The sequence below is a fragment of the Paraburkholderia sp. genome, assembly GCF_049581445.1.
In the GTDB taxonomy this organism is placed as follows: Bacteria; Pseudomonadota; Gammaproteobacteria; order Burkholderiales; family Burkholderiaceae; genus Paraburkholderia.
The window spans coordinates 16,622-36,801 of sequence record NZ_JBAURZ010000225.1 but is presented as its reverse complement, the minus strand read 5'-3'; the positions used below and the strand labels follow the sequence as shown (position 1 = coordinate 36,801).

16 protein-coding genes are annotated in these 20,180 nt (G+C 59.0%); 5 read left to right on the top strand and 11 right to left on the bottom strand.

Annotation, left to right across the window (positions count from 1 at the left end):
• The first annotated feature begins 11 nt into the window (after positions 1-11).
• On the top strand, positions 12-980 hold the full coding sequence (locus WCA85_RS19405) for an ABC transporter permease subunit (RefSeq protein ID WP_424066499.1): 969 nt from the start codon (positions 12-14) through the stop codon (positions 978-980).
• A complete protein-coding gene (locus WCA85_RS19400; RefSeq protein ID WP_424066498.1) occupies positions 977-1,891 on the top strand; it encodes an ABC transporter permease subunit in 915 nt (304 codons plus the stop codon). Before WCA85_RS19405 ends, WCA85_RS19400 begins: the two co-directional genes overlap by 4 nt.
• 134 nt (positions 1,892-2,025) lie before the next feature.
• On the opposite strand, the gene WCA85_RS19395 is transcribed toward WCA85_RS19400, so the two are convergent.
• Positions 2,026-2,985: a LysR family transcriptional regulator gene (locus tag WCA85_RS19395; RefSeq protein WP_424066497.1), complete on the bottom strand. Its 960-nt coding sequence runs from the start codon at positions 2,983-2,985 to the stop codon at positions 2,026-2,028.
• Positions 2,986-3,135: 150 nt separating this feature from the next.
• Between WCA85_RS19395 and WCA85_RS19390 the strand changes: the two genes are divergently transcribed.
• Both WCA85_RS19390 and WCA85_RS19385 read left to right on the top strand, forming a co-directional pair.
• Complete coding sequence (locus WCA85_RS19390) at positions 3,136-3,540, top strand: hypothetical protein (RefSeq protein ID WP_424066496.1); 405 nt, start codon at positions 3,136-3,138, stop codon at positions 3,538-3,540.
• 39 nt (positions 3,541-3,579) lie between these two features.
• On the top strand, positions 3,580-4,929 hold the full coding sequence (locus tag WCA85_RS19385; protein ID WP_424066495.1) for an NAD(P)/FAD-dependent oxidoreductase: 1,350 nt from the start codon (positions 3,580-3,582) through the stop codon (positions 4,927-4,929).
• A gap of 461 nt (positions 4,930-5,390) precedes the next feature.
• On the opposite strand, the gene WCA85_RS19380 is transcribed toward WCA85_RS19385, so the two are convergent.
• From WCA85_RS19380 to WCA85_RS19350, 7 genes are all read right to left on the bottom strand, one after another.
• The gene (locus tag WCA85_RS19380; RefSeq protein ID WP_424066494.1) at positions 5,391-8,900 is read right to left on the bottom strand and encodes an indolepyruvate ferredoxin oxidoreductase family protein; all 3,510 of its coding nucleotides are present in this window, start codon (positions 8,898-8,900) and stop codon (positions 5,391-5,393) included.
• A 199-nt stretch (positions 8,901-9,099) separates the two neighbouring features.
• Positions 9,100-10,278 carry a Rieske 2Fe-2S domain-containing protein gene (locus WCA85_RS19375; protein WP_424066493.1) on the bottom strand — a complete coding sequence of 393 codons (1,179 nt, stop codon included), beginning with the start codon at positions 10,276-10,278 and terminating at the stop codon, positions 9,100-9,102.
• A 6-nt stretch (positions 10,279-10,284) separates the two neighbouring features.
• Entirely contained in the window at positions 10,285-11,133 is an 849-nt protein-coding gene (locus WCA85_RS19370; RefSeq protein ID WP_424066492.1) for a fumarylacetoacetate hydrolase family protein, read from the bottom strand.
• Between the two features lie 205 nt (positions 11,134-11,338).
• Positions 11,339-12,064, bottom strand: coding sequence for an enoyl-CoA hydratase-related protein (locus tag WCA85_RS19365; protein ID WP_424066491.1), 726 nt, complete (start codon positions 12,062-12,064; stop codon positions 11,339-11,341).
• Between the two features lie 89 nt (positions 12,065-12,153).
• Positions 12,154-12,516: a BON domain-containing protein gene (locus tag WCA85_RS19360; RefSeq protein WP_424066490.1), complete on the bottom strand. Its 363-nt coding sequence runs from the start codon at positions 12,514-12,516 to the stop codon at positions 12,154-12,156.
• A 28-nt stretch (positions 12,517-12,544) separates the two neighbouring features.
• Positions 12,545-13,666, bottom strand: a complete 1,122-nt coding sequence (locus WCA85_RS19355) for a porin (RefSeq protein ID WP_424066489.1) — start codon at positions 13,664-13,666, stop codon at positions 12,545-12,547.
• A 312-nt stretch (positions 13,667-13,978) separates the two neighbouring features.
• Positions 13,979-15,286: an MFS transporter gene (locus tag WCA85_RS19350; protein WP_424066488.1), complete on the bottom strand. Its 1,308-nt coding sequence runs from the start codon at positions 15,284-15,286 to the stop codon at positions 13,979-13,981.
• Between the two features lie 366 nt (positions 15,287-15,652).
• Between WCA85_RS19350 and WCA85_RS19345 the strand changes: the two genes are divergently transcribed.
• Positions 15,653-16,390: a Crp/Fnr family transcriptional regulator gene (locus tag WCA85_RS19345; protein ID WP_424066487.1), complete on the top strand. Its 738-nt coding sequence runs from the start codon at positions 15,653-15,655 to the stop codon at positions 16,388-16,390.
• 21 nt (positions 16,391-16,411) lie between these two features.
• Here WCA85_RS19345 and WCA85_RS19340 read toward each other — a convergent pair whose 3' ends face one another.
• The 3 genes from WCA85_RS19340 to WCA85_RS19330 form a co-directional block, all read right to left on the bottom strand.
• Positions 16,412-17,386, bottom strand: a complete 975-nt coding sequence (locus WCA85_RS19340; RefSeq protein ID WP_424066486.1) for a PDR/VanB family oxidoreductase — start codon at positions 17,384-17,386, stop codon at positions 16,412-16,414.
• Between the two features lie 65 nt (positions 17,387-17,451).
• Positions 17,452-18,762 (bottom strand): fumarylacetoacetase, encoded by a 1,311-nt coding sequence (gene fahA, locus WCA85_RS19335; protein ID WP_424066485.1) that lies wholly within the window; start codon positions 18,760-18,762, stop codon positions 17,452-17,454.
• Between the two features lie 39 nt (positions 18,763-18,801).
• On the bottom strand, positions 18,802-20,103 hold the full coding sequence (locus tag WCA85_RS19330; protein WP_424066484.1) for a Rieske 2Fe-2S domain-containing protein: 1,302 nt from the start codon (positions 20,101-20,103) through the stop codon (positions 18,802-18,804).
• Between the last annotated feature and the right edge of the window lie 77 nt (positions 20,104-20,180).

Genomic DNA, 20,180 nt, shown 5'->3' with positions numbered 1-20,180 from the left:
AGGACAAGTACATGAGCACTTCCCTGCCCTCCGCTCACGCGCCGACCGCCGCCGGCGGCGCGCCACGCGCCACGTTGGCTCGCGCGCTCTCCCGCTTCGTGCCCTCGGGACGCTCCACCGTCATCGGCGTTCCGTTCTTGTGGCTCACGATATTCTTCGCGCTGCCGTTCGTGCTCGTGCTCAAGATCAGCTTCGCCGATCTGAAGATGGGCATCCCGCCTTACACGAGCCTCGTCGAAATGAAGGACGGCGTCGTCCACTTCGCGCTGCAACTCGGCCATTACGCGTTCCTGCTGCAGGACGATCTGTACATTGCCACGTATATCAGCTCGTTGAAGATGGCCGCTGTGTCGACCTTCTTCTGCCTGCTGATCGGGTATCCGATTGCGTATTACATCGCCCGCTCGGAACCGTCCCGACGCAACATGCTCATGATGGGCGTGATGTTGCCGTTCTGGACCTCGTTCCTGATCCGCGTGTACGCGTGGATCGGCATCCTCAAGGACGACGGCTTGCTGAATCACACGCTGATGTCGATCGGCCTGATCCATTCGCCGCTGCGCCTTTATCACAGCGACGCGGGCGTCTATATCGGCATGGTCTATTCGTATTTGCCGTTCATGGTGATGCCGCTGTATGCGCACCTCGTCAAGATGGACCTCACGTTGCTCGAAGCCGCATACGACCTCGGTTGCAAACCGTGGACGGCATTCACGCGCATTACGTTGCCGCTATCGAAAAACGGCATTATCGCCGGCAGCTTGCTGGTGTTCATTCCGGCCGTCGGCGAATATGTGATTCCTGAACTGCTGGGCGGCGCCGACACGCTGATGATCGGCCGCGTGATGTGGGATGAGTTTTTCAACAACATGGACTGGCCGATGGCTTCCGCCGTCACCGTCGCAATGGTTTTGCTGCTGCTCGTGCCGATGGCCGTGTTCCAGTACTACCAGGTCAAGGATCTGGAGGCAAGCAAATGATCAAGCCAAACAAGACGCTTTCCACTAGCGTGCTGACTTTCGGATTTCTGTTTCTCTACCTCCCGATCATCAGTCTCGTTGTGTATTCGTTCAACGAGTCCAAGCTCGTCACCGTCTGGTCGGGCTTCTCGCTGAAGTGGTACGCCGCGCTCCTGCAGGACGACGAGCTGCTCACGGCCGCATGGCTGTCGCTGAAGATCGGCCTGATGACGGCATTCGCGTCAGTGGCAATTGGCACGTGGGCCGGCTATGTGCTTGCGCGCATGGGCCGATTCAGGGGGTTCACGCTGTACACCGGCATGCTTAACGCACCGCTCGTGATTCCCGAAGTCATCCAGGGCATCTCGCTCCTGCTGCTGTTCGTTGCTCTAGAGCAGTTTCTCGGCTGGCCGAAGGGCCGCGGCGTGCTGACGATGTGGATCGGCCATGTGATGCTGTGCGTCTCGTACGTAGCGATCATTGTGCAGTCGCGTGTGAAGGAGATGAACAAATCGCTCGAAGAAGCCGCGCTCGATCTCGGCGCCACGCCTCTCAAGGTCTTCTTCGTGATCACGCTGCCGCTCATCTCGCAAGCGCTCGTTTCGGGCTGGCTGCTCTCGTTCACGCTATCCATAGACGACCTCGTGCTTTCCGCGTTCCTTTCGGGCCCCGGCTCAACCACGCTGCCCCTCGTCGTGTTTTCGCGTGTACGCCTCGGTCTCAATCCTGAGATGAACGCCCTGGCGACGCTCTTCATCTGCGCGGTGACAATCGGCGTGATCGCGGCCAACCAGATCATGATGGCCCGCGAACGCAAGCGCGCGCGCGACATGCAGATAGCCCTCACGCTGCCAGATCCAGCCGACACTCCCGCACGCGCTGTCGCGCCAGGTGCAGTTCGCAGGCCGGTCGGGCGCAGCGCTGCCACCTGAACATGGCACGCGGCCGTGCCTATGTCTTTGCAATATCGACAAAGCGAGGCACGGCACAGCACCGGCTATCGATAGCCGGTGCTATTCAAGTTCGCACCACTGACTAGCGTGTTCACGAATGTGCTGTCAGGCCTTCATACCTTTTCCGCTTTCCTGCCGCGCCGCTGCACGACAGACACGAAAGGGCCAGCATCCATCGACGTGGATGCTGATTCGATCAGGAAGTCGCAAAATGCTGTCGCCACATGCGGCAAGCGCCTGTCTGACACGTGGACCACATGCCACGCACGCTCTATCGGTGTGTCTGGCACAGGCAACAGCGCAAGAAGACCGGCCTGAAATTCCAGTGCGCAGGCATGCAACGACAAAAAAGCGACGCCGAGCCCTGCTTCGACAAGTTGCTTGATCGCCTCGTTGCTGGAAAGCTCTGATGCGGCGTGCAGCTTCAGTCCCTGTTCCTTGAAAAGAGCCTCGACTGCGACGCGGGTGCCTGCACCTCGCTCCCTGACGAGCAGATTGGCCGAGCAAAGGTCGACTAGCTGCACCTGTTTTGCACTCGCCAGCGGATGCGACGGCGCGGCAACGAATGCCATCGGATGCCTCGCGAATGCCGTGGCATGTGTGCGCAATTCGCGCGGTTGACGCCCCATGATCGCCAGATCGATTTCATTGGTTGCCAGCATACGAACGATATCGTCCCGATTGCCGATGCGGAATTGCAGTTTCACGGCCGGCCTCGCCTTCGTGAACTGCACGAGAAGCGGCGGCACGAGATATTCCGCAGTGGTAATGGCGCCGATCCGCAACGTTCCGCCCAGTTCCCCACGGAGCGCCGCGACCTCCTCGCCCGCCTCATTCCACAGGCTGAGGATTTCGTTCGCATACCGCACCATCACCTCGCCAGCGGCGGTCAGTTTCACTTCGCGGCCAGCCCTGCGCAGCAGCGGCGTACCGGCAGCCTCCCCCAACTGCGAAATCTGCAACGATACCGCCGGCTGCGTCAGATGCAATTCCACCGCCGCGCCCGAGACGCTTCCCACTCGCGCAACGGTCTGCAGCGTTTTCAACTGACGAAAGGTGGTGGTTTTTAACATTAGCAAAACCTTATGGGTTGACCGCAATTACTCAATGGTCGAAATAATACGAGGACCTTATATTTCTATCCAGCAGGTCGTCAAGAACAAGTTTGCTGCATCCCTCGATGCACAGGTACAACCTGCATTCGCGCCACAAGGAGACTCGCAATGGCAATCGACGCAATCGTTGCAAACATGGACCATGTGTGGTCAGCGTTTGAAGACACGCAAAACGCCGAAGACAGAAGCAAGCAGGGCGACGCGCTTAAACGCCTGCTTCAGCGCATTCAGGACGAAGGCTATCCGTTGCTCCTGATGAGCGATCTGAAGGCGGAGAATCTGAACAGCGCCATTAACACCGCGCTCGGTCAGGACGGCATCACCTGGTTTTCGGCGATTCTTTCGTCGCAATCGCGTACAGACCGATTTGCTGTTGCGCTTCACACACTCGAGACATTGCCCCACCGCGTCATGGCGCTTGGCAGCAGCGAGAGCGAACTGGAGGAAGCGCGGACGTTCGGCATTGTCCATTGCGTTCCGCTCAGTGAAGCGCTACATCACACAGCCGCGTAGATATCGAGAGCACCAGCAGGCGTTCCAGGGAGAAACAGCATGGCCAACCATCGCAATCGACACACCGTTGAAACGCCTCATCGCATTGTTATTGTGGGAGGCGGCGCGGCCGGACTCGAACTTGCCACGCGACTCGGCAATGGCGTCGGCAAGGACTGCCTCGCCGACGTGGTTTTGGTCGACCGGAATTCAGCTCACTTCTGGAAACCGCTGTTGCATGAAGTTGCAGCGGGCCAGATCGACGCATCGAGTCATCAGATCGAATACGCAGCGCATGCCAAATGGAATCACTATCGCTTCGAGCGTGGTGGATTGCAGAGCATCGATCGCGCGCGACGCGAGATCATCGTCGACGAAACAAATGATACGGATGGCAATACCCTGCTTCACCGTCGGTCGATTTCCTACGATACGCTGGTGCTGGCGCTCGGCAGTGTCACGAACTTTTTTTCCGTCCCGGGTGCTGAGGACTACGCACTGACACTCGAGACGGTAGAACAGGCCGAGTCCTTCCGCAGACGGCTTCTGTCCAGCCTTCTGCGTGCCGGACATGCACAGCAGGCGTCTCCGCAATCCGGCAACGCGCCAGTGTGTGTGACCGTGATTGGCGCCGGTGCGACCGGAGTTGAACTGGCGGCTTCGCTGCGCAGCCTGGCCGAGATGCTGCGCGACTACCACCTGCCTTCGCTCGATCCGCTGACCGACATTCGCATCCGTTTGCTGGAAGGCGCGAATCGCGTGCTACCCGCGTTACCGCAGCAGATTTCGTCGCGCGCTCACGATGTCCTGACGAGCCTTGGCGTCGAGGTGCTGACCGAAACGCGGGTCCGTTCGGTTCGCACCGACGCGGTTGTCGTCGGCGATGATCGCGCGTTGAGCAGTGACCTCACGATATGGGCTGCCGGCGTCGAAGGACCTCCGGTGTTGAAAACGCTGGGGGATCTGAGGTTGAACCGCCTTGGACAGGTGGCCGTCGATCGCATGTTGCAGGTCGACCCGTCATCCGGAATCTTCGCAATGGGCGATTGTGCCGCGTGCCCCGCACGGGAAGATGACACCCTCGTTCCACCACGGGCTCAAGCTGCCTGGCAACAGGCGGTGTATCTTAACGACGCCATCACCAGCCGCCTGAAGCAGCGACCCATTCCGCTCTTTGCGTATCGGGACCAGGGTACGCTCATATCATTCGGACGTGCGGGGGCAGCGGGTGCACTGATGAGTGAACTGTTGCGCCGTCCATTGATCATCGACGGATGGCTCGCCGCGTCGTGCTACAAGCATCTGTACCGTCGACATATCATGGGGCTCACGGGTATCAGGCGCACGGCGATGTATTGGGCGAGCCAATGGCTGCGCGAACGGGTGCGACCTACGGTCAAGCTGAACTAGCAGGTGGCGGTTTGCTGCCTTCCCACCTGGACCAGCCGGCCATTCTCTGGGTTTAGTTGATGCCTCATTGGGTGATCCTGGTCAGTTCAATACCCAGACCTGCGCGTACGGGTTTGCTGTGGGCTGTTCAAGTGCGTTTGTGGATATTGCGGCGCCCAACCTGCAGCCCGCGTTCTCCGGACGGATGATGAGCTCAGGGCCAAAATCGAGCGCCCTTTTCCCTCACTGAAAACTCGCCAGAGATTGCCTGCCGGTCTCTATTGCGGCAACTTCCAAAGCAAAAAAGAATTCCTCTCGAATCGAACGTGCAAACCGCAAGGTAATCTTTGAGCGCGAACAGCGAATCCGATCGTTCAAAACTGGCCATGGCGCGTAATCAGGCGCCGTTTCCGACCACCGTCTATCGGATCGCTGTTGCTATTCGCGCCGTATGGATTCCATCGCATGTCGATTCGGGTCCGTCACGCAACCGACTCGCTAATCGAATCGTTTTGCACTGCTATCAACTGTTGAAGCAGTTCCAGGCGTGACCGGTCCGCCTTGGCCGCGCTAGCCTCCTTGACATGCCCGAATCCGCGGATCGTTTCCGGCAGTGCCGCGATACGTGCGGCGACAGCGTAAGTTGTCGCATTCAAATGCTGCAGCAAGCCCTCGATGTCGTGTTCGTATTGCTCTATCAAACGACGCTCCATGCGCCTCTCCGCGCCATTCCTGAACGGATCGAGCACACCGCCCCTCAAAAATCGAAGCTTCGCCATCCACTTGAACGCGGTCATGGTCCACGAGCCGACCTCACCCTTCACAATGTGCCCGGCAGAATCCTTTTTCGCGAAGGGCCACACTCCGAGATGATAGCTCAGCGTGTATTCGCCTTCGAATTCGCTATCTAGTGCCGCTCGAAAGTCCGGATGACTATAGAGGCGCGCAACTTCCCATTCGTCTTTGACCGCCAGCAGTTTGTGATAGCTGCGCGCCACGGCCCGGCTCAACGTATCTCCCATCTGCGTGCGCTCCTCAGCGGCTCGTACCCGCCCCACCAACTGCATGTAGCGCTGAGCCGTTTGGGAGCCGCTGTGCTCCAGGAGGTTTTGGCTTCGAAAACGGACGATGTCGTCAAGCTTCTTTTCTACTCGAGGAACGATTTTGATGACATGCTCGGAACCACCGTTTAGCGCTGCCACGTACTGCTCGACGGCCTGCAAGTCCTCCCCTGCCCGGCGGCCCCACGTGAATGCGTCCTTATTCATCGCGACCGCCACACCATTGAGTTCGATTGCTCGAGTCAGTGCCGTCAACGACACCGGCACCAGTCCACGCTGCCAAGCCGCTCCCAGGAGAAACATGTTTGCCGCGATCGCGTCCCCCATTAGCGCCTTGGCAAGCCGTTGCCCTTCAACTAGCATGACGCCGTCGCCAAGTCGATTTTGCACTCGATCCACCAGCGCCGAAGCGTCGATGTGCCAGTCGGGATTACGAGCGAAATCTGCCGTCGGAATCAGATCCGTGCAGACAACGCCTCGACTGGAACCTGCCGTCAATGTCGACATCGCGTCGTCGCCGGCCGCAACGACCAGATCGCAGCCGATCAGCGTGTCGGCTTCGCCAGCTGCAATGCGCGTGGCGTGCAACATGTCGGGATGCGGCGCGATGCGCACGTGCGAATTCACTGCACCATACTTTTGGCTCACGCCCGTGATGTCCAGATTTGAGCTGTAATAGCCTTGCAAGTGTGCAGCCATGGCAAGCGTTTGTCCGATCGTCACCACGCCGGTTCCACCAATCCCGACAACGAGGACGCTGCACGGCCGCGTCAACCGAGAAATATCGGGCTCTGGAAGCGGTCGATTCCACTGCGGCGCGCGCCCGCTATCGGCACGTGGATCGCGTTTGCGCAATTTCCCGCCATGCACAGTAACGAAGCTTGGGCAAAAGCCTTCGATACACGAGTAGTCCTTGTTGCAGCTGCTTTGATTGATCCGGCGCTTCCGCCCGAGTTCGGTTTCAAGCGGTTCGATCGACATGCAATTCGATGCCTGTCCGCAATCGCCACATCCTTCGCAGACGGCCGGGTTGATAAAGACGCGCTTGTCCGGATCCTCCAGCTTTCCGCGTTTGCGAAGACGGCGTCGCTCAGTTGCGCACGCCTGGTCGTAAAGGAGCACCGAAACGCCAGGATAGCTACTGAATTCTCGCTGCACCGCATCCATTTCACCACGATGGTAAACGGGCGTACCGGGCGGCAATGACACACCTTCGTAATTGGCCGGCTCATCGGTCACCACCGCCATCCTTTTTACGCCCTCCGCAGCCAACCCATGAAGTATCTGCGACGGCGATTGACCGGTCTCGACCGGCTGTCCACCCGTCATCGACACGAAGCCGTTGTAGAGAATCTTGTAGGTGATCGGCACGTTAGCGGCAATTGCCTGTCTCACCGCGAGGAAGCCGGAGTGTGCAAACGTTCCGTCACCGATGTTGGCGAACACATGGCGTTCCTCGGTAAAGGCCTGCTGGCCAAGCCACATGACGCCCTCGCCTCCCATATGCGAGACGGTGGTGGTACGGTCGGGATCGTTCCACATGGCAATCGTATGGCAACCGATGCCGGCCAACGCTCTGCTTCCGTCCGGAAGCCTGGTGGACCGGTTGTGCGGACAACCGGAACAAAAACCAGGCGCGCGTACCGGCCCAGACTTCGCGTTCGACATTTGTGCGGCACTGGTTTGGCATGCCGGAACATCCAGACCCAGAATTTCGGCGAGCACACCGGCAACGCGCAGAGGCGCCAGTTCACCGGCGTTAGGAAAAACGGTTGCACCGTGTGCTGGGTCGAACACGCTTGCGCCAACATGTTTGCCGATGACTTGCGGCACGTCCGACACACCATAGAGCGCCGAGCGGAGCTGGTCCTCGAGGATCGGCCGCTTTTCCTCGATTACGACGATCTTCTCAAGCCCTCTCGCAAATTCCCGTACGATTGCCGGATCGAGCGGCCAGACCAGACCGATCTTGAGCATGCGAATACCCAGTTTCGACGCGCGTTCTTCGGTCAGTCCTAGTATGCTCAGCGCCTGCATCACGTCTTGCCACGCCTTCCCCGCGGATACGATACCGATGCGGGCCACCGCTGGGTCGAGGACGATTCGATTCAGATTGTTGGCACGTGCGTAGGCCAACACCGCGGGCAACTTGTGATGGTACAAGCGGTCTTCCTGCGCTAAAGCACCATCGGTGCGGCGAACGTTGTAACCTTTTCCGAACGCGTCGACCGGGTCGCTGGGTGTTTCCGGCACACTGATGCGCGGCGAGTCTTCTGCGACATAGACCGACCCGCCACCTTCCACGACATCCGTGACGACTTTCATCCCGACCCAGCAGCCACTGAATCGCGACATCGCTATGCCGTGCAATCCGTAATCCAGAAGCTCCTGAGTATTGGACGGAAAGAGAATCGGTATCCCCACGGCGACGAAAATCTGGTCGGAGAAATTCGCGACCGTCGACGATCTGGCGCCATGATCGTCACCTGCCAGACACACGACGCCGCCATCGCGCGACGTACCCGCAAGATTCGCATGGCGAAGCACGTCTCCGGAACGATCGACGCCGGGACCTTTGCCATACCAAAAGCCAAAGACACCGTCGACCTTGGCGCCGGGAAACGTGCCTACGTACTGCGCACCCCAAATCGCGGTTGCCGCAAGGTCTTCGTTCAGCCCCGGACGAAACTGAATGTTGTATTGCTTCAACAGCTTTTCCGCCGACCACATCTCCATGTCATAGCGCCCCAGCGGCGACCCGCGATAGCCGGAGACATAACCGCCGGTATTCCGGCCCGCGGCCATGTCGCGAAGACGCTGCTGGATAGGCAATCGCACCAGCGCCTGCATACCGGTCATGTACACCCATCCTTCCGTGGCAGTGTATTTCTCTTCGAGTGTCGTTTCGGCGCGAGTCAGCACGTCGTTCATGTGTAGTCCAGAAATGGTGGCCTTGGAGACCAATTGGATAGATGCTTGCCGGATGGATGCACGAATGGCATTCGAAGTGTCGACCATCCAGCGAGCACGGGGCCTTCGGTAGGCGAACGAGTGCAAACGCCGAGGCCATATGTTGGTTCGAACGCCCACCGGCACTCATTGCTTGATCGTCGTTGAGCGCTCTCTCCGACTAGCCCCGAATCAGTTCCCCATCCTTGAACAGGATGGAAGCTTGTTCAAGCCTGCGCCACTTCTTGCAAACACCTTCGGACGCCATAGCATCGAGTTCGCGTTCGAGGATGCGCCTTAGCATTGCGATGCCAGCGTCGGAGGATCCCAGGCATTCGTTCACTCGATCCGCGATGACGCCTTGACCGACCAGGGCGACGTAATCCTGCGCGCTTGTGAGGCGAATCAGTGGGTCAGTGGGATACTGTCCTGCAAATAGCTCGCGATGAAGATCGGACGAATTGAAATCCTCGCACTCGCGGAAATAGCTGATCAATCTCTCATCGACTTCCGCAGTTGTCGAAGGAACCGCAAACAATGCGATGCGCATGGTTCTCTCGTCGTCAATCGGCACCATCCAATGAGATGTTTCGATCCACGGGTCTTCGCGATCGGCAGACGGGATCAGTACATGGTTGCCGTAAGGGAACGTCCAGTCGCTGACGCGCACCTGGGAACCCACGCGAACCGCCGTTTGACATATGCCGGCCTCGGTCTCCCTATAGCTGACCTCAGGCACCGCTTGCGTAATCGCCTCGCCGAACGCACCGACCTTGCCCATTTGATGCGCGAAGCTCACGTGAACCGCGTCGAGGGAGTTCTCGACGTGCTGCAGCCAGTTGCACGGCCAGATTTCTTTCCGCTGAAACAGCAGCATTCCGTCGTGCTCGAAAACGTCCTTGCGAGGCAAATCGAATTCCGGTGGCTCGCCGTCTCCGATGTATGTGAAGATCAGACCGCTATACTCGCGCACCGGATAAGCGGCGATCCGGATGTTTGGCTCGCGACAGCTCTTTTCGGCGGGACGCCCGACACACTTTCCGTCGCTGTCATATTTCCATCCGTGGTACATGCATCGGATTTCCTCGCCCTCGACCCATCCTGTGTGCAGCATGGTCAACCGGTGCGCGCACCGCCCTGCGACAAGATACGCGTCGCCGCTCTCCCCACGATAGAGCGTCAGGTCCTCGCCGAGCAATCGGACGGCTTTGGCCTTTCCGACTTCGACGTCTCGCGATACCGCGATCGGATGCCAGAACCGCCGCAACAACTGCCCCATGGGCGTGCCCGCGGCAGTTTCAGTTAAACGCCTCATTCGTGCGGTCTTTTGCTGAAAAACGATTGTGTGTACTTGCGTCATGATCGATCAACCTACCTTTACGTGCAAAGGGTCCAGTCCGCCGATTTCGATCTCGAGTTCGTCGCCGGTATCAAGAAAGCGGTTTCGCGCAGCACCGACACCGGACGGCGTGCCAGTCGCAATGACGTCTCCGGGCATCAAGGTCATGTAAGAAGAAAGCGTCGCGATGATCTGCTCAGTCGAAAAGATCATCTCGGTCATATCGCCCTTTTGCGCGACCTCGCCGTTCAGGCGTGTGGTCACAGTCAGCGTCCGCCGTCGCAGACTGTCGATGACCCCTGGCCCGCAGGTGATTGTCGGGCCGAGTGCGGAGGCGCCGTCGAGCCCCTTTGCCGCTGTCCAGTCGGGCCAGTAGTCCGCGCCCGCCGACAGTTTCACCAGGTCGCGTGCGGATCCGTCGTTGAAAGCGCAAACGCCTGCGATATAGTGCAAAGCGTCGCTAGCAGACACCGCTTTGCAGGTCCGGCCGATCACTACTGCAATTTCACCCTCGTAGTCGAGCCTGGACGTGACGGTCTTGTTTGGATTCAGGTTGCATCCATGCGCCACGAAATTCGATGGGGCCTTGTAGAAAATCAGTGGCCGTTCTGGCGGCTTTGCACTGGACTCTGCGCCGTGCGCGCGATAGTTGATGGCGACGGCAAAAGCGCGGGCGGCCGGATCGATAGGCGGCAACATCACCGCTTCGTCAAGCGAAACCCTCCTCACTGGATCACGAGTTGCGAGTTCGGACGCAATCGCAGCGGCTAGCTGATCACCCTCGCATATCACGTCGATTTCATTCGCGTCCAGTCGCCCGATGACGATCTGGTTACCTAACTGGAATCGCCCAAGCCTGAAGTTTCCGTCTGCCATGAATTCGGCTCCAATATCCTGAAGTTGATTTCGGAATTCTGGCTTTGACGCACGGTGCAGTCGACGGATTACACCGCTCGATTGTCTTCTTTGTTACGATTCGTCGCTCTGTCAGGACGACTCTTCTATACATCGCGACGCGCACCTGGAGAGATGATCGTCATAACAGGTCCCTCGTTACGTGAACGGCTGGCCAGCCTGAGTATCAGTGACGGGTGACAGACTCCATCACAGGCCGGGCTTCGAGTTCCGTTCGCGCTTCGAGCGTATTCTCGCCAGCGTGGCGACACAACGTCTTGATCCGGGCGATCACTTGCGGCGGCCCGCTCGCGAATGTCATCGCCATGGAGATCGCCTCGCCAAGCACGCTTCCCGGCTCAGAAAGACGGTTGACGACGCCCAGCCCATGCAGGCGTTCGGCCGTGACACTCGCATCCGCCGGCCCTGGTTCCGTCATCACTTGCCGTGAAATGAATTCGGTTACGAGCGCGCTGATTCTGTCGGCGGGCGCAAGGCCGACGTTTTCATCCGCCAGCGAGAAAGACGCATTGCGAGCGGCGACCAGCATGTCGCACGCGAGCGCAAGCGACAAACCCGCGCCGAACACTGAACCTTCGACGGCGGCAATCACCGGTTTGCTACAACCGCGAATCGAGCAGTTCAGGTCGTGTAGGCAGTCGATTCCCGCGCGACGCTCCAGCAACGGCGTCCCAGGTCGTTGCGCATGCCGGTCCAGATCGCCGTCAATGCAGAAGGCATTGCCAAGGCCAGTCAGAACAATCGCACCTACACTGGGATCGGCCTGCGCTTCAGCCAGCGCGGCCAGAAGGGTCGCGCACGACTCACAAGTATGCGCATTGCGCGCGGCCGGGTTGTTGAGGTATAGAACCTGCACCGCTCCATCGCGATGCTTAAGAATCGCTTCGTTCATGGGCCGATCACTTCCGGCTTGCAGGCGTAAATCACGTTCAAATCCATTGGCCGGTTGCCTGGTTAAACTAACCCGGTGTGGACGTCGCACTACTGGTCGAACGGTCGCTGCATCGTGAGCTTGCTGGTCACCGAGGTCACACCCGCGACGCCCCTGGCAACCTCGGTGACGGTATTGATCTGCGACGCCTCCGGAACCGTGCCGCTGATCATCACTGCGCCCCCTTTCGCGGTGATACCGATATCGCCCGCGTCGATCTCCTTGTGCAGCGCCAGCGCCGCGTACACCTTGCGTCGCAGCGCCCGGTTCGCCTGCCGCATGGCTTTGGCCGTCATGCCGCCAGAAGCTGTCATCGTAGAGCCAGCCGATGCGCTTTCCTGCGACCACGCGCAGATCGATACCATCGCAATCGCAACGCCGAGTCCAACCCTGAGCACACTCATTATTTTCATCGTTGTTCTCCGTTTCGGTTGCGATTCTTCAGAAGTTGTGACGCAGGCCGATCATCGCGGCCGTGGTCGACACACCCGGCGCAACAGGCTCGCCATACGTGATCGTCTGGTTCATCGTCCCACGGTTCGCAACGTACCCGACCTGCGCGTAGGCCGTCGTGCGCTTCGACAGGCTGTATTCCGCGCCTACCGCGTATTCAATCGAATGGTTCGCTGAATCGTTGCGGTCCTTCAGATAGTAGAGGCCGGACGTGATCCGGAAGAACGGGCTGAACTGATAACCGAGACCGCCCGAGATCATTTCGTAATCCGCATGGATCAGGTTAGACGGATTCTTGCCTATCCCGTACGACGCTGACACCGATACGCCTCGGAAGATGTACTTCGCGCCAAAATAGTAGAGCCGGTTGTTGTCGAGGCCGGTCGGCGTGGCCGCCGCGAGGTTCGTGTCGTGCGCGTTGTAGTAGACCGCCGCGAGATTAAGGCCGTAGTTCGAATACCTGAGCACCGCCGACTCGCGCGTGCCGCCCTGAATCTGACCCGCCACGCCGCCCGGCGCATACTCGAGCGCGGCCCACGTGCCGTAGAACTTCGGCGTCTGATAGACGAGCGCATTGCTGTCGTACAACGCGCCGATCGGCACGTTCGTGTTCGTCCCGGCCCAGCCGGCGGCCTGGTTCAGTCCGAGCCAGGCAGTGAGGGTGCTGCCGAAGAACTGCGACCCGCGGACGTCGGTATCGGCCATCGCATAGGTCATCGGCGTGAACTGGCGCCCGACGTCAAATGTGCCGAACGGTCCGGAGAGGCCGATCGTCGTCTGCTGGTTGAACACCGCGGTACCGCCCGTCGTGTCGGCCAGTCCAAGCTTGCCGGTGCCGCTGTTGAACACCCCCTGCAGCTTGAAGTTGACCTTGTAGCCGCCACCGATGTCCTCGGTCCCCCTGATACCCCATAAACTCGAATAGATGCCCCCATCCTTGTAGCCGAACACGTGCCCGTTGTTGTGAGCGGTCGGCGCGAACGACGACGCCGACGTGCTCTGATAGATGAGGCCCGCATCGATCGCGCCGTACAACGTGACCGACGACTGCGCATGCACTGCGCCGGCGAATACCGAGAGTACCGCTACACCGCTCCACTTCAGTTTCATTAAAGTCTCCTCTGCCATTTTATGTTCATAAACTTATAATTTAGTATGTACTACGAAGTATTTTAGTTACACCATCGTTCTATCGAAATCTCGCACGTAATTAGCTTCAGGTAAGACGCGTGGCGTAATCGGCCTGATCGTTGAACGGAATAGCACGCGTGAGACCACTCTCCGCTCGACTATCCTTTCGAGCCTCGGAAGCCAGCTCCTACGCAGCGGCTTGTCGTCGGCGTTGCTCGGGAAAAGCCGACGCCAGAGAAAAAAGTGCGTTGCGTCGGTTTAACGGCTAACCTTCCTTCGCATTGCTCCCGCCTACTCGGAAATGCGTTTGCGGTCCGCGTTGTAATGTCGCGCTCCGTTCACGAAAGCCACGACGGAGATAACGGAAAATAGCGGAATGACTTGCAGCGCACCTTGGAGCGTAAGCTTGTCGGCAAGAACACCTGTCAGAAACGGCCCCGGCGAGGATCCGAGGAGGTTGAGCGACAGCGTCAGAACCGCAATGACCGTTGCATAAACCGACGGAGGCGTCAAGGTTGTGACGATTGCGGCCGTAGGGGCGATGGCTCCGGCAGACAGGAACAGCCCCAAGCCAATCATCGCAAGTTGAAGAGTGCCCACGTGCAACTGGAACGCAACCGGGAATATCACGCACATTCCGGCACTGGTAATGATCGCAACAGTCCATCGTTTGTTTGGGGCGTCTTTGCTCACCACATCGGAAATCACACCACAGAAAAGGCGGCCAACGGCGTTACAGATGACAAGCGAAGCAGCCAGGCCAGCGCTTTTTCCGACGCCAAGTCCATAGTATCGGTTCAGAAATGCCGGGAGCCAGACAATCATCGACGCATCGACGAACGCCTGTACCCCACAGCCGAGATAGGCGTAGAGAATCGAGCGAGACGAGAGAATACTGAAGACGTCCTTTCGAAAGCTCCCCCGTGCCGGGCGTGTCAGTTGGAAGCCATCGACACCGCTTCTCATCTTCTCAATCTTTTTGTCTGAGCAGATGCACCGAAAGATCACGAGCACCAATAGACCGAATGCAGCCATGATCGCGAACGACCAGCGCCAGCCAAATCGCTCGGCGATAAATCCACCCAGAGCAACACCGGAAACGGTGCCGACCGGCACGCCTGACGAGTACGCCCCGACCAGGGTCGCTCGAACCTGTTTAGGGAACAACCCCATGATCAACGCCACTCCGGCGGCCGTGTATGCAGCCTCGCCAACCCCCACGAAAAACCGTGCTACAAGCATTTCGCCGTAGCTGGACGAAACAGCACAGGCAATCGTTGCAATACTCCACACGCTCACCATCGCCGTGATACCGCGAACGCGTCCAAATCTATCCGTGAGAGCAGACAGCGGGACTACCAGGATGCCGACCATGAGCGGAACGACGCCACTGAGCGAACCGAGTTGCGAGTCTGACATCACCCACATCCGCTTAAGTAGCGGAAATACCGCGTTCAGCACCTGCCTCGACATGTAGTCGGAGAGCATCATGCAATAGATAAGCGCAAACACCGTGAGAGCGTAGCGACGAGAAATCGGAAACGGTTTGGATGCCTCTTCAATCGCGGTGGAAGTCGGGGCGCTAGCTGATATGTCCAAGAGTGTCTCCCTAGTTTATGGGTCTGCTGCGCACTGAAATATGGATTGCGTTCGGCCGGTTGATCCGTTCGTTCTTTCGACCGCAAATGCACTCATACCAACACCGCCCCGTGGCCGGTTTGCTGCAAAACGGAACACGAACCATTGCAATATGAATCAACACCGGGTTCCGCTCTATCCATCGCCAAGTCGAAAAGCAACATACGGTACATTCCATCAATTTGCGGGTACCGCGCCGCCGCCCCTTCTGATGCCGCGCTGCAGCAGTTGTCACATTAGGGAAACCACGTCTTTTCGAGCAGCACCTGCTGAAATGAATCGTAGCGTATGATTCATTTCACTCAACCGACCTGAGACTCGGTGCGCATGACATCGCTCGAAGATCCGACGCATACGCAACGAGGTGCAGCTTCCATGAATAACTCGCTTGTGCGGCTGGCGATCACGCAGTCAGAACTGTTCAACGGTTGGCCAGATGAGGCCATCTCGCGCCTGATCCAGAGCGCCGACGCGCTAGTGGTCGAGCCCGGCACATGCGTGATTCGCAGTGGCGACACGGCCAGTTACTTGCACCTCGTCGTTTCGGGCTCCATGAACCTGTCGCTGGATATGCCTTCGGGGCGAAGTTTCACGGCAGGCCTGCATTTCGCTGGCGATTTTCACGGCTTGGGGCCTGCGATTGCGCAAAAACCTCACATCTATACCGCGATCTGCAAGGAGAGAACCGTTCTCGTTCGAATCCCTGCAGACCTGCTGCGCAATATGGTTGCTGCCAATGGGCGCTTTTCGTTCTCATTGTTCGCCGCTCTAGACGGGCGATACATCAAGGCATTGCATATGCATGCCAGCGCAGCGGCCAACTCCACCCAGGCAAGGATCGCAGGCCTGCTGCAGTCCATCGAAGCGCGCAGTGGACGTGGACGCTCCAACCCCGACATTAATCTTTCCCAAGACGAGATTGCAACGATGCTTGGCACCCGCCGGCAGGTTGTGAATCGTGTGCTCCACGACATGGCGACGGCGGGCGCCATACACGTTCACTACGGCCGTATCTCGATCGTGGATCACGAGAAGCTCTCCCAGATGGCATTGGAGGTCCAGTAAGCTACTTCGCAGCCTCTGCGTTCACAGATCCAGCGTGAGTTCAGAGGTCTTCGAGCGCGAGCAGCAGATGATCATCTTGTCGGCCGCCTCTCGCTCGAGATCCGACAGGACCAGGTCGCGGTGATCCGGAACACCGCTCAGCACGCGGGTCACACATGCGCCGCAGATGCCACTCATGCAGGAGTACGAGACTTCGACCCCTGCTTGCAGCACCGCGTCGAGAATCGATGTCCCGGGAAGCACCGGAATTATTTTGCCGGCTTTAGCCAGGCGAACGGTGAAAGCATCGTCTGCTCTGGCCGGGGCCGCGACCGGGGCAACCGCTGGCGCGGCAAAGTACTCCCGATGCACGCGGGCTGGCTCACAATGCGCCGTGGCGACTCCGAACGCCTCCAACATGCCCACGGGGCCGCAGCAATAGAAGTCGGCATCTGGTGGGCTTGATTCGACAATCGGGCGCAGTTCAATCCGCTTGTCGCTTGCACCTGTATCGAAATGCAAGTGCACCGTGCCTCCTGCGGCTGCAGCTAGTGATTCGATGTGCTCGACGAACGCGGCGCTTTCGCGAGCGCGCGCTGCATAGTGCAACGTCCACGGGGCTCCGATCTGCGAGAGGCGCTGAAGCATGCTCCAGATGGGCGTGATTCCGATGCCGCCGCCGATCAGGACCGAATACTGTGCGTCTTCCCTCAACGGGAAGTTATTGCGAGGTTCGGACACTGTCAGGACCTGGCCGACCCGCAGCAGATCATGGAGGTAACTCGATCCCCCTCTACCCGACTGCTCGCGATTCACCGCGATCAGGTATCGGTGGCACTCGCCGGGCGCATTGACCAACGAGTAGCTGCGCACGAGGCCATTCGGAAGGTGAACGTCCAGGTGCGAACCTGCTGCTGCGGCAGGCCATGCAGCGCCATCTGCTGGCCGCAAATCGAAGCCATGAATGCCAGTGGCGAGCCATTCGATAGCGTGGAGTTTGGCTTGAAGTGTATTCATGGATTCATTCTCGGTGGCAACGGGCGCTCCGCTCATGGCAAATGCGGTGAAACGAATGTGGCTCCCTACCGTCGCGCTGGCAGAACTGTGCCCGCAACTTCGCCGAAGCCGATCGATCGGTATCCCGGCGCGTCTGAACGCGCCCTCATCACCACCGTGTCGCCATCCAGCAGGTATGTGCGGCGCTCCCCGTTGCCCAAGACAATCTCGCGACGTCCTCCTTCGTTCATTTCCAGCAAGCAGCCGGATTCCGTCAACGCGGGTCCAGACAGCGTGCCGGTTCCGATCAGGTCCCCCGCTTCGAGGTTGCATCCATTCGATGCATGGTGGGTGGCGAGTTGACCGATCGTCCAGTAGGCATCAGCCAGATTGCTGTGAGACAGCACCTCCGGCGCGAGCCCCTGTGCTGCCGCCTTCGATGTGAGGAGGCTCACTTCCAGCTCAACATTGATCTGACCGCGTTCGCGATTGAGTGCGGAGTCGAGGTAAGCCAGCGGAGCAGGCGTTTCGTGAGCGCGAAACCACGTCTGGCGAAAAGGCTCCAGTGCTTCCAGGGTGACAACCCAGGGCGACACGGTCGTCGCAAAGTTCTTCGAGAGGAACGGGCCTAGAGGCTGGAACTCCCACACCATCATGTCGCGCGCCGTCCAGTCGTTCAGAAGTGTCAGGCCGAAGATGTGCTTGTCGACTTCATCGATTGGGATTGCGGTACCCATATCGGATTTCCCGCCGATGTAGAGGCCGAGTTCGAGTTCAAAGTCCAGGTTCTTGCACGGCCCGAACGAAGGTTGCTCCGAGGAAGCGGCTTTCGTTTGCCCATGGGGTCGGGTAACGGCATGTCCACTCACACGGATCGACGATGCACGGCCGTGGTAAGCAATGGGCAGCCACTGAAAGTTAGGCAGCAGCGGATTGTCCGGTCGCACGATGCGTGCTGCTTTGGTCGCATGATGCAGGGAAGCCAGGCAATCGGTGAAATCGCCGATCTTCGCCGGCACGATGAATTCGGCGGAGTCTTGCCGCACCATACATTCCTGCAGCATCGCACGATCTACGTAATCCGCCCGCAAGATCCGGGACAGTTGAAGGCGAAGTGCGGACCAGTGCGCGGGTGACAGCGCCATCAATGCGTTGAGGCTTTCGTTTGCGCACGTTACAGCCGCTTCGCGGGCCAGCCCCTCGAATGCCGGCAATGCGGCGATGACGTCAAGGACTAAGTCCCCGATCCCGACACCGACGCAATAACGCTCCCGGCTCCCCTTGCGGCGGAACGCGCAGAATGGCAAGTTCTGGATCGGGAAATCCGTGCTGGCGCTGTTGGCCGATTCGACCCAGGACTGCAGGTCCGGGTCGTGGGTTTCGTTCAGTGTGTTCATATCGTGTTTTGTAACTTGAAGCGGTTGGCAGGCAGGACACTAGACCTTCGAAGAACAAGCGGATCGCGCCTGGATTCGTTCCTCGCGAAGTATCTCGTTATGGAATCTGGCCGCGTCTTCGCCTGCCTGGATGACTTCAGCCGTCCCACGCAAATCCCGATAGGGGATACCCGTGCCGTTGCCTTGCGGGCCGAGTCCATAGGGGTGCGCACCGCCAGCAAACTGCTTCAATCCATCGAGTAGCAGACGGCGCATCCTGGCGATCACCAGATCGCTAGCACCAAGGTTCTCGCGCGTCCGATCAATCACGGGGACGCTCTCGGCAACCGCCAGATCTTCTGCGATCAGGTTGTTGAAGCCGGACCAGTTGTTCAGATTCATGGCGTCGCGCTGTTGTCCGAATCGCGCGTCGTTCCGATCGAGCAGCGGGGAAATGAAGTCATCCGCATCGGGCATGTACATGGACAGCAGGCCTTGCTGGGCGTATTTGTCGCGCCACCACTTCTGGTCATGCGTGAAATCCCACTCCATGCGCCAGAAGGCTGTTCGCCGGTTGTTGATCGGAATGATCATGAGTAAGCGGCCTTCCTCAGTATCGCGCGTCGCACCATTGAGCACCGTGAACGGCGCGACGTACTCCGTGACGCGAAGGTAACTCGTGTCGTCGGGACGGGGGCGCTGGGAATAGGCCTGGAAGCCGTAGGGCGTAGGAACAACTTTCAGTTCAGGCGCCGTAATCCCCTGAATGGCCACTGCGCTCGCAGGTCCTTGGGTTCCCCCGGCCAGGTTGGCGTGGAGAATTCCTATGTGCGCGGAGTCCAGCAGTGTCTCGAGGTTCTGGGTCCAGTTCGATTCCGTGTACCCTACCCGTGCGCGACGGTGCGTGGCCGGGGCATGGAAAAAGTCATAGTCGGGGAATGCCGGAGGCTCGCCGGGACCAAGGTAGACCCAGCAAACGCCACCTGCTTCACGAACTGGATAGGCCTTGAGCTTCACGTTTTTGCAGAAGTCCGCTTTCGACTCTGTGGGCGTGGCGACGCAATGCCCAGCAACGTCAAACTTCCAGCCGTGGAAGATGCAAGTCAGTGCGTTGTCACCGTTCCTTGCCAGGTGAAGCGAAGCACCGCGATGCGGGCATTGCTCGTCGAAGAACCCGAGACGGCCATCAGCCGCGCGAAAGCTGACGTACCTTTCGCCGAACAGTTCGATCTTGTGCGGCGCACCGTTGGTCTCCAGCGTCTCCGCTCGCAGGTAAGGGACCCAGTAGCACTTGCCCATTTCATGCAGCGGCCAACCTGGCTCGACATTCATGTAGCGTTGATTGTCTTCATGTGAAAGCATATCTGTCTCCTGGCATGTGGCGTTCTATTCGGCGGTCGCGCCGCTGCGACCGATAACCTGATCCCAGATCGGCTTTC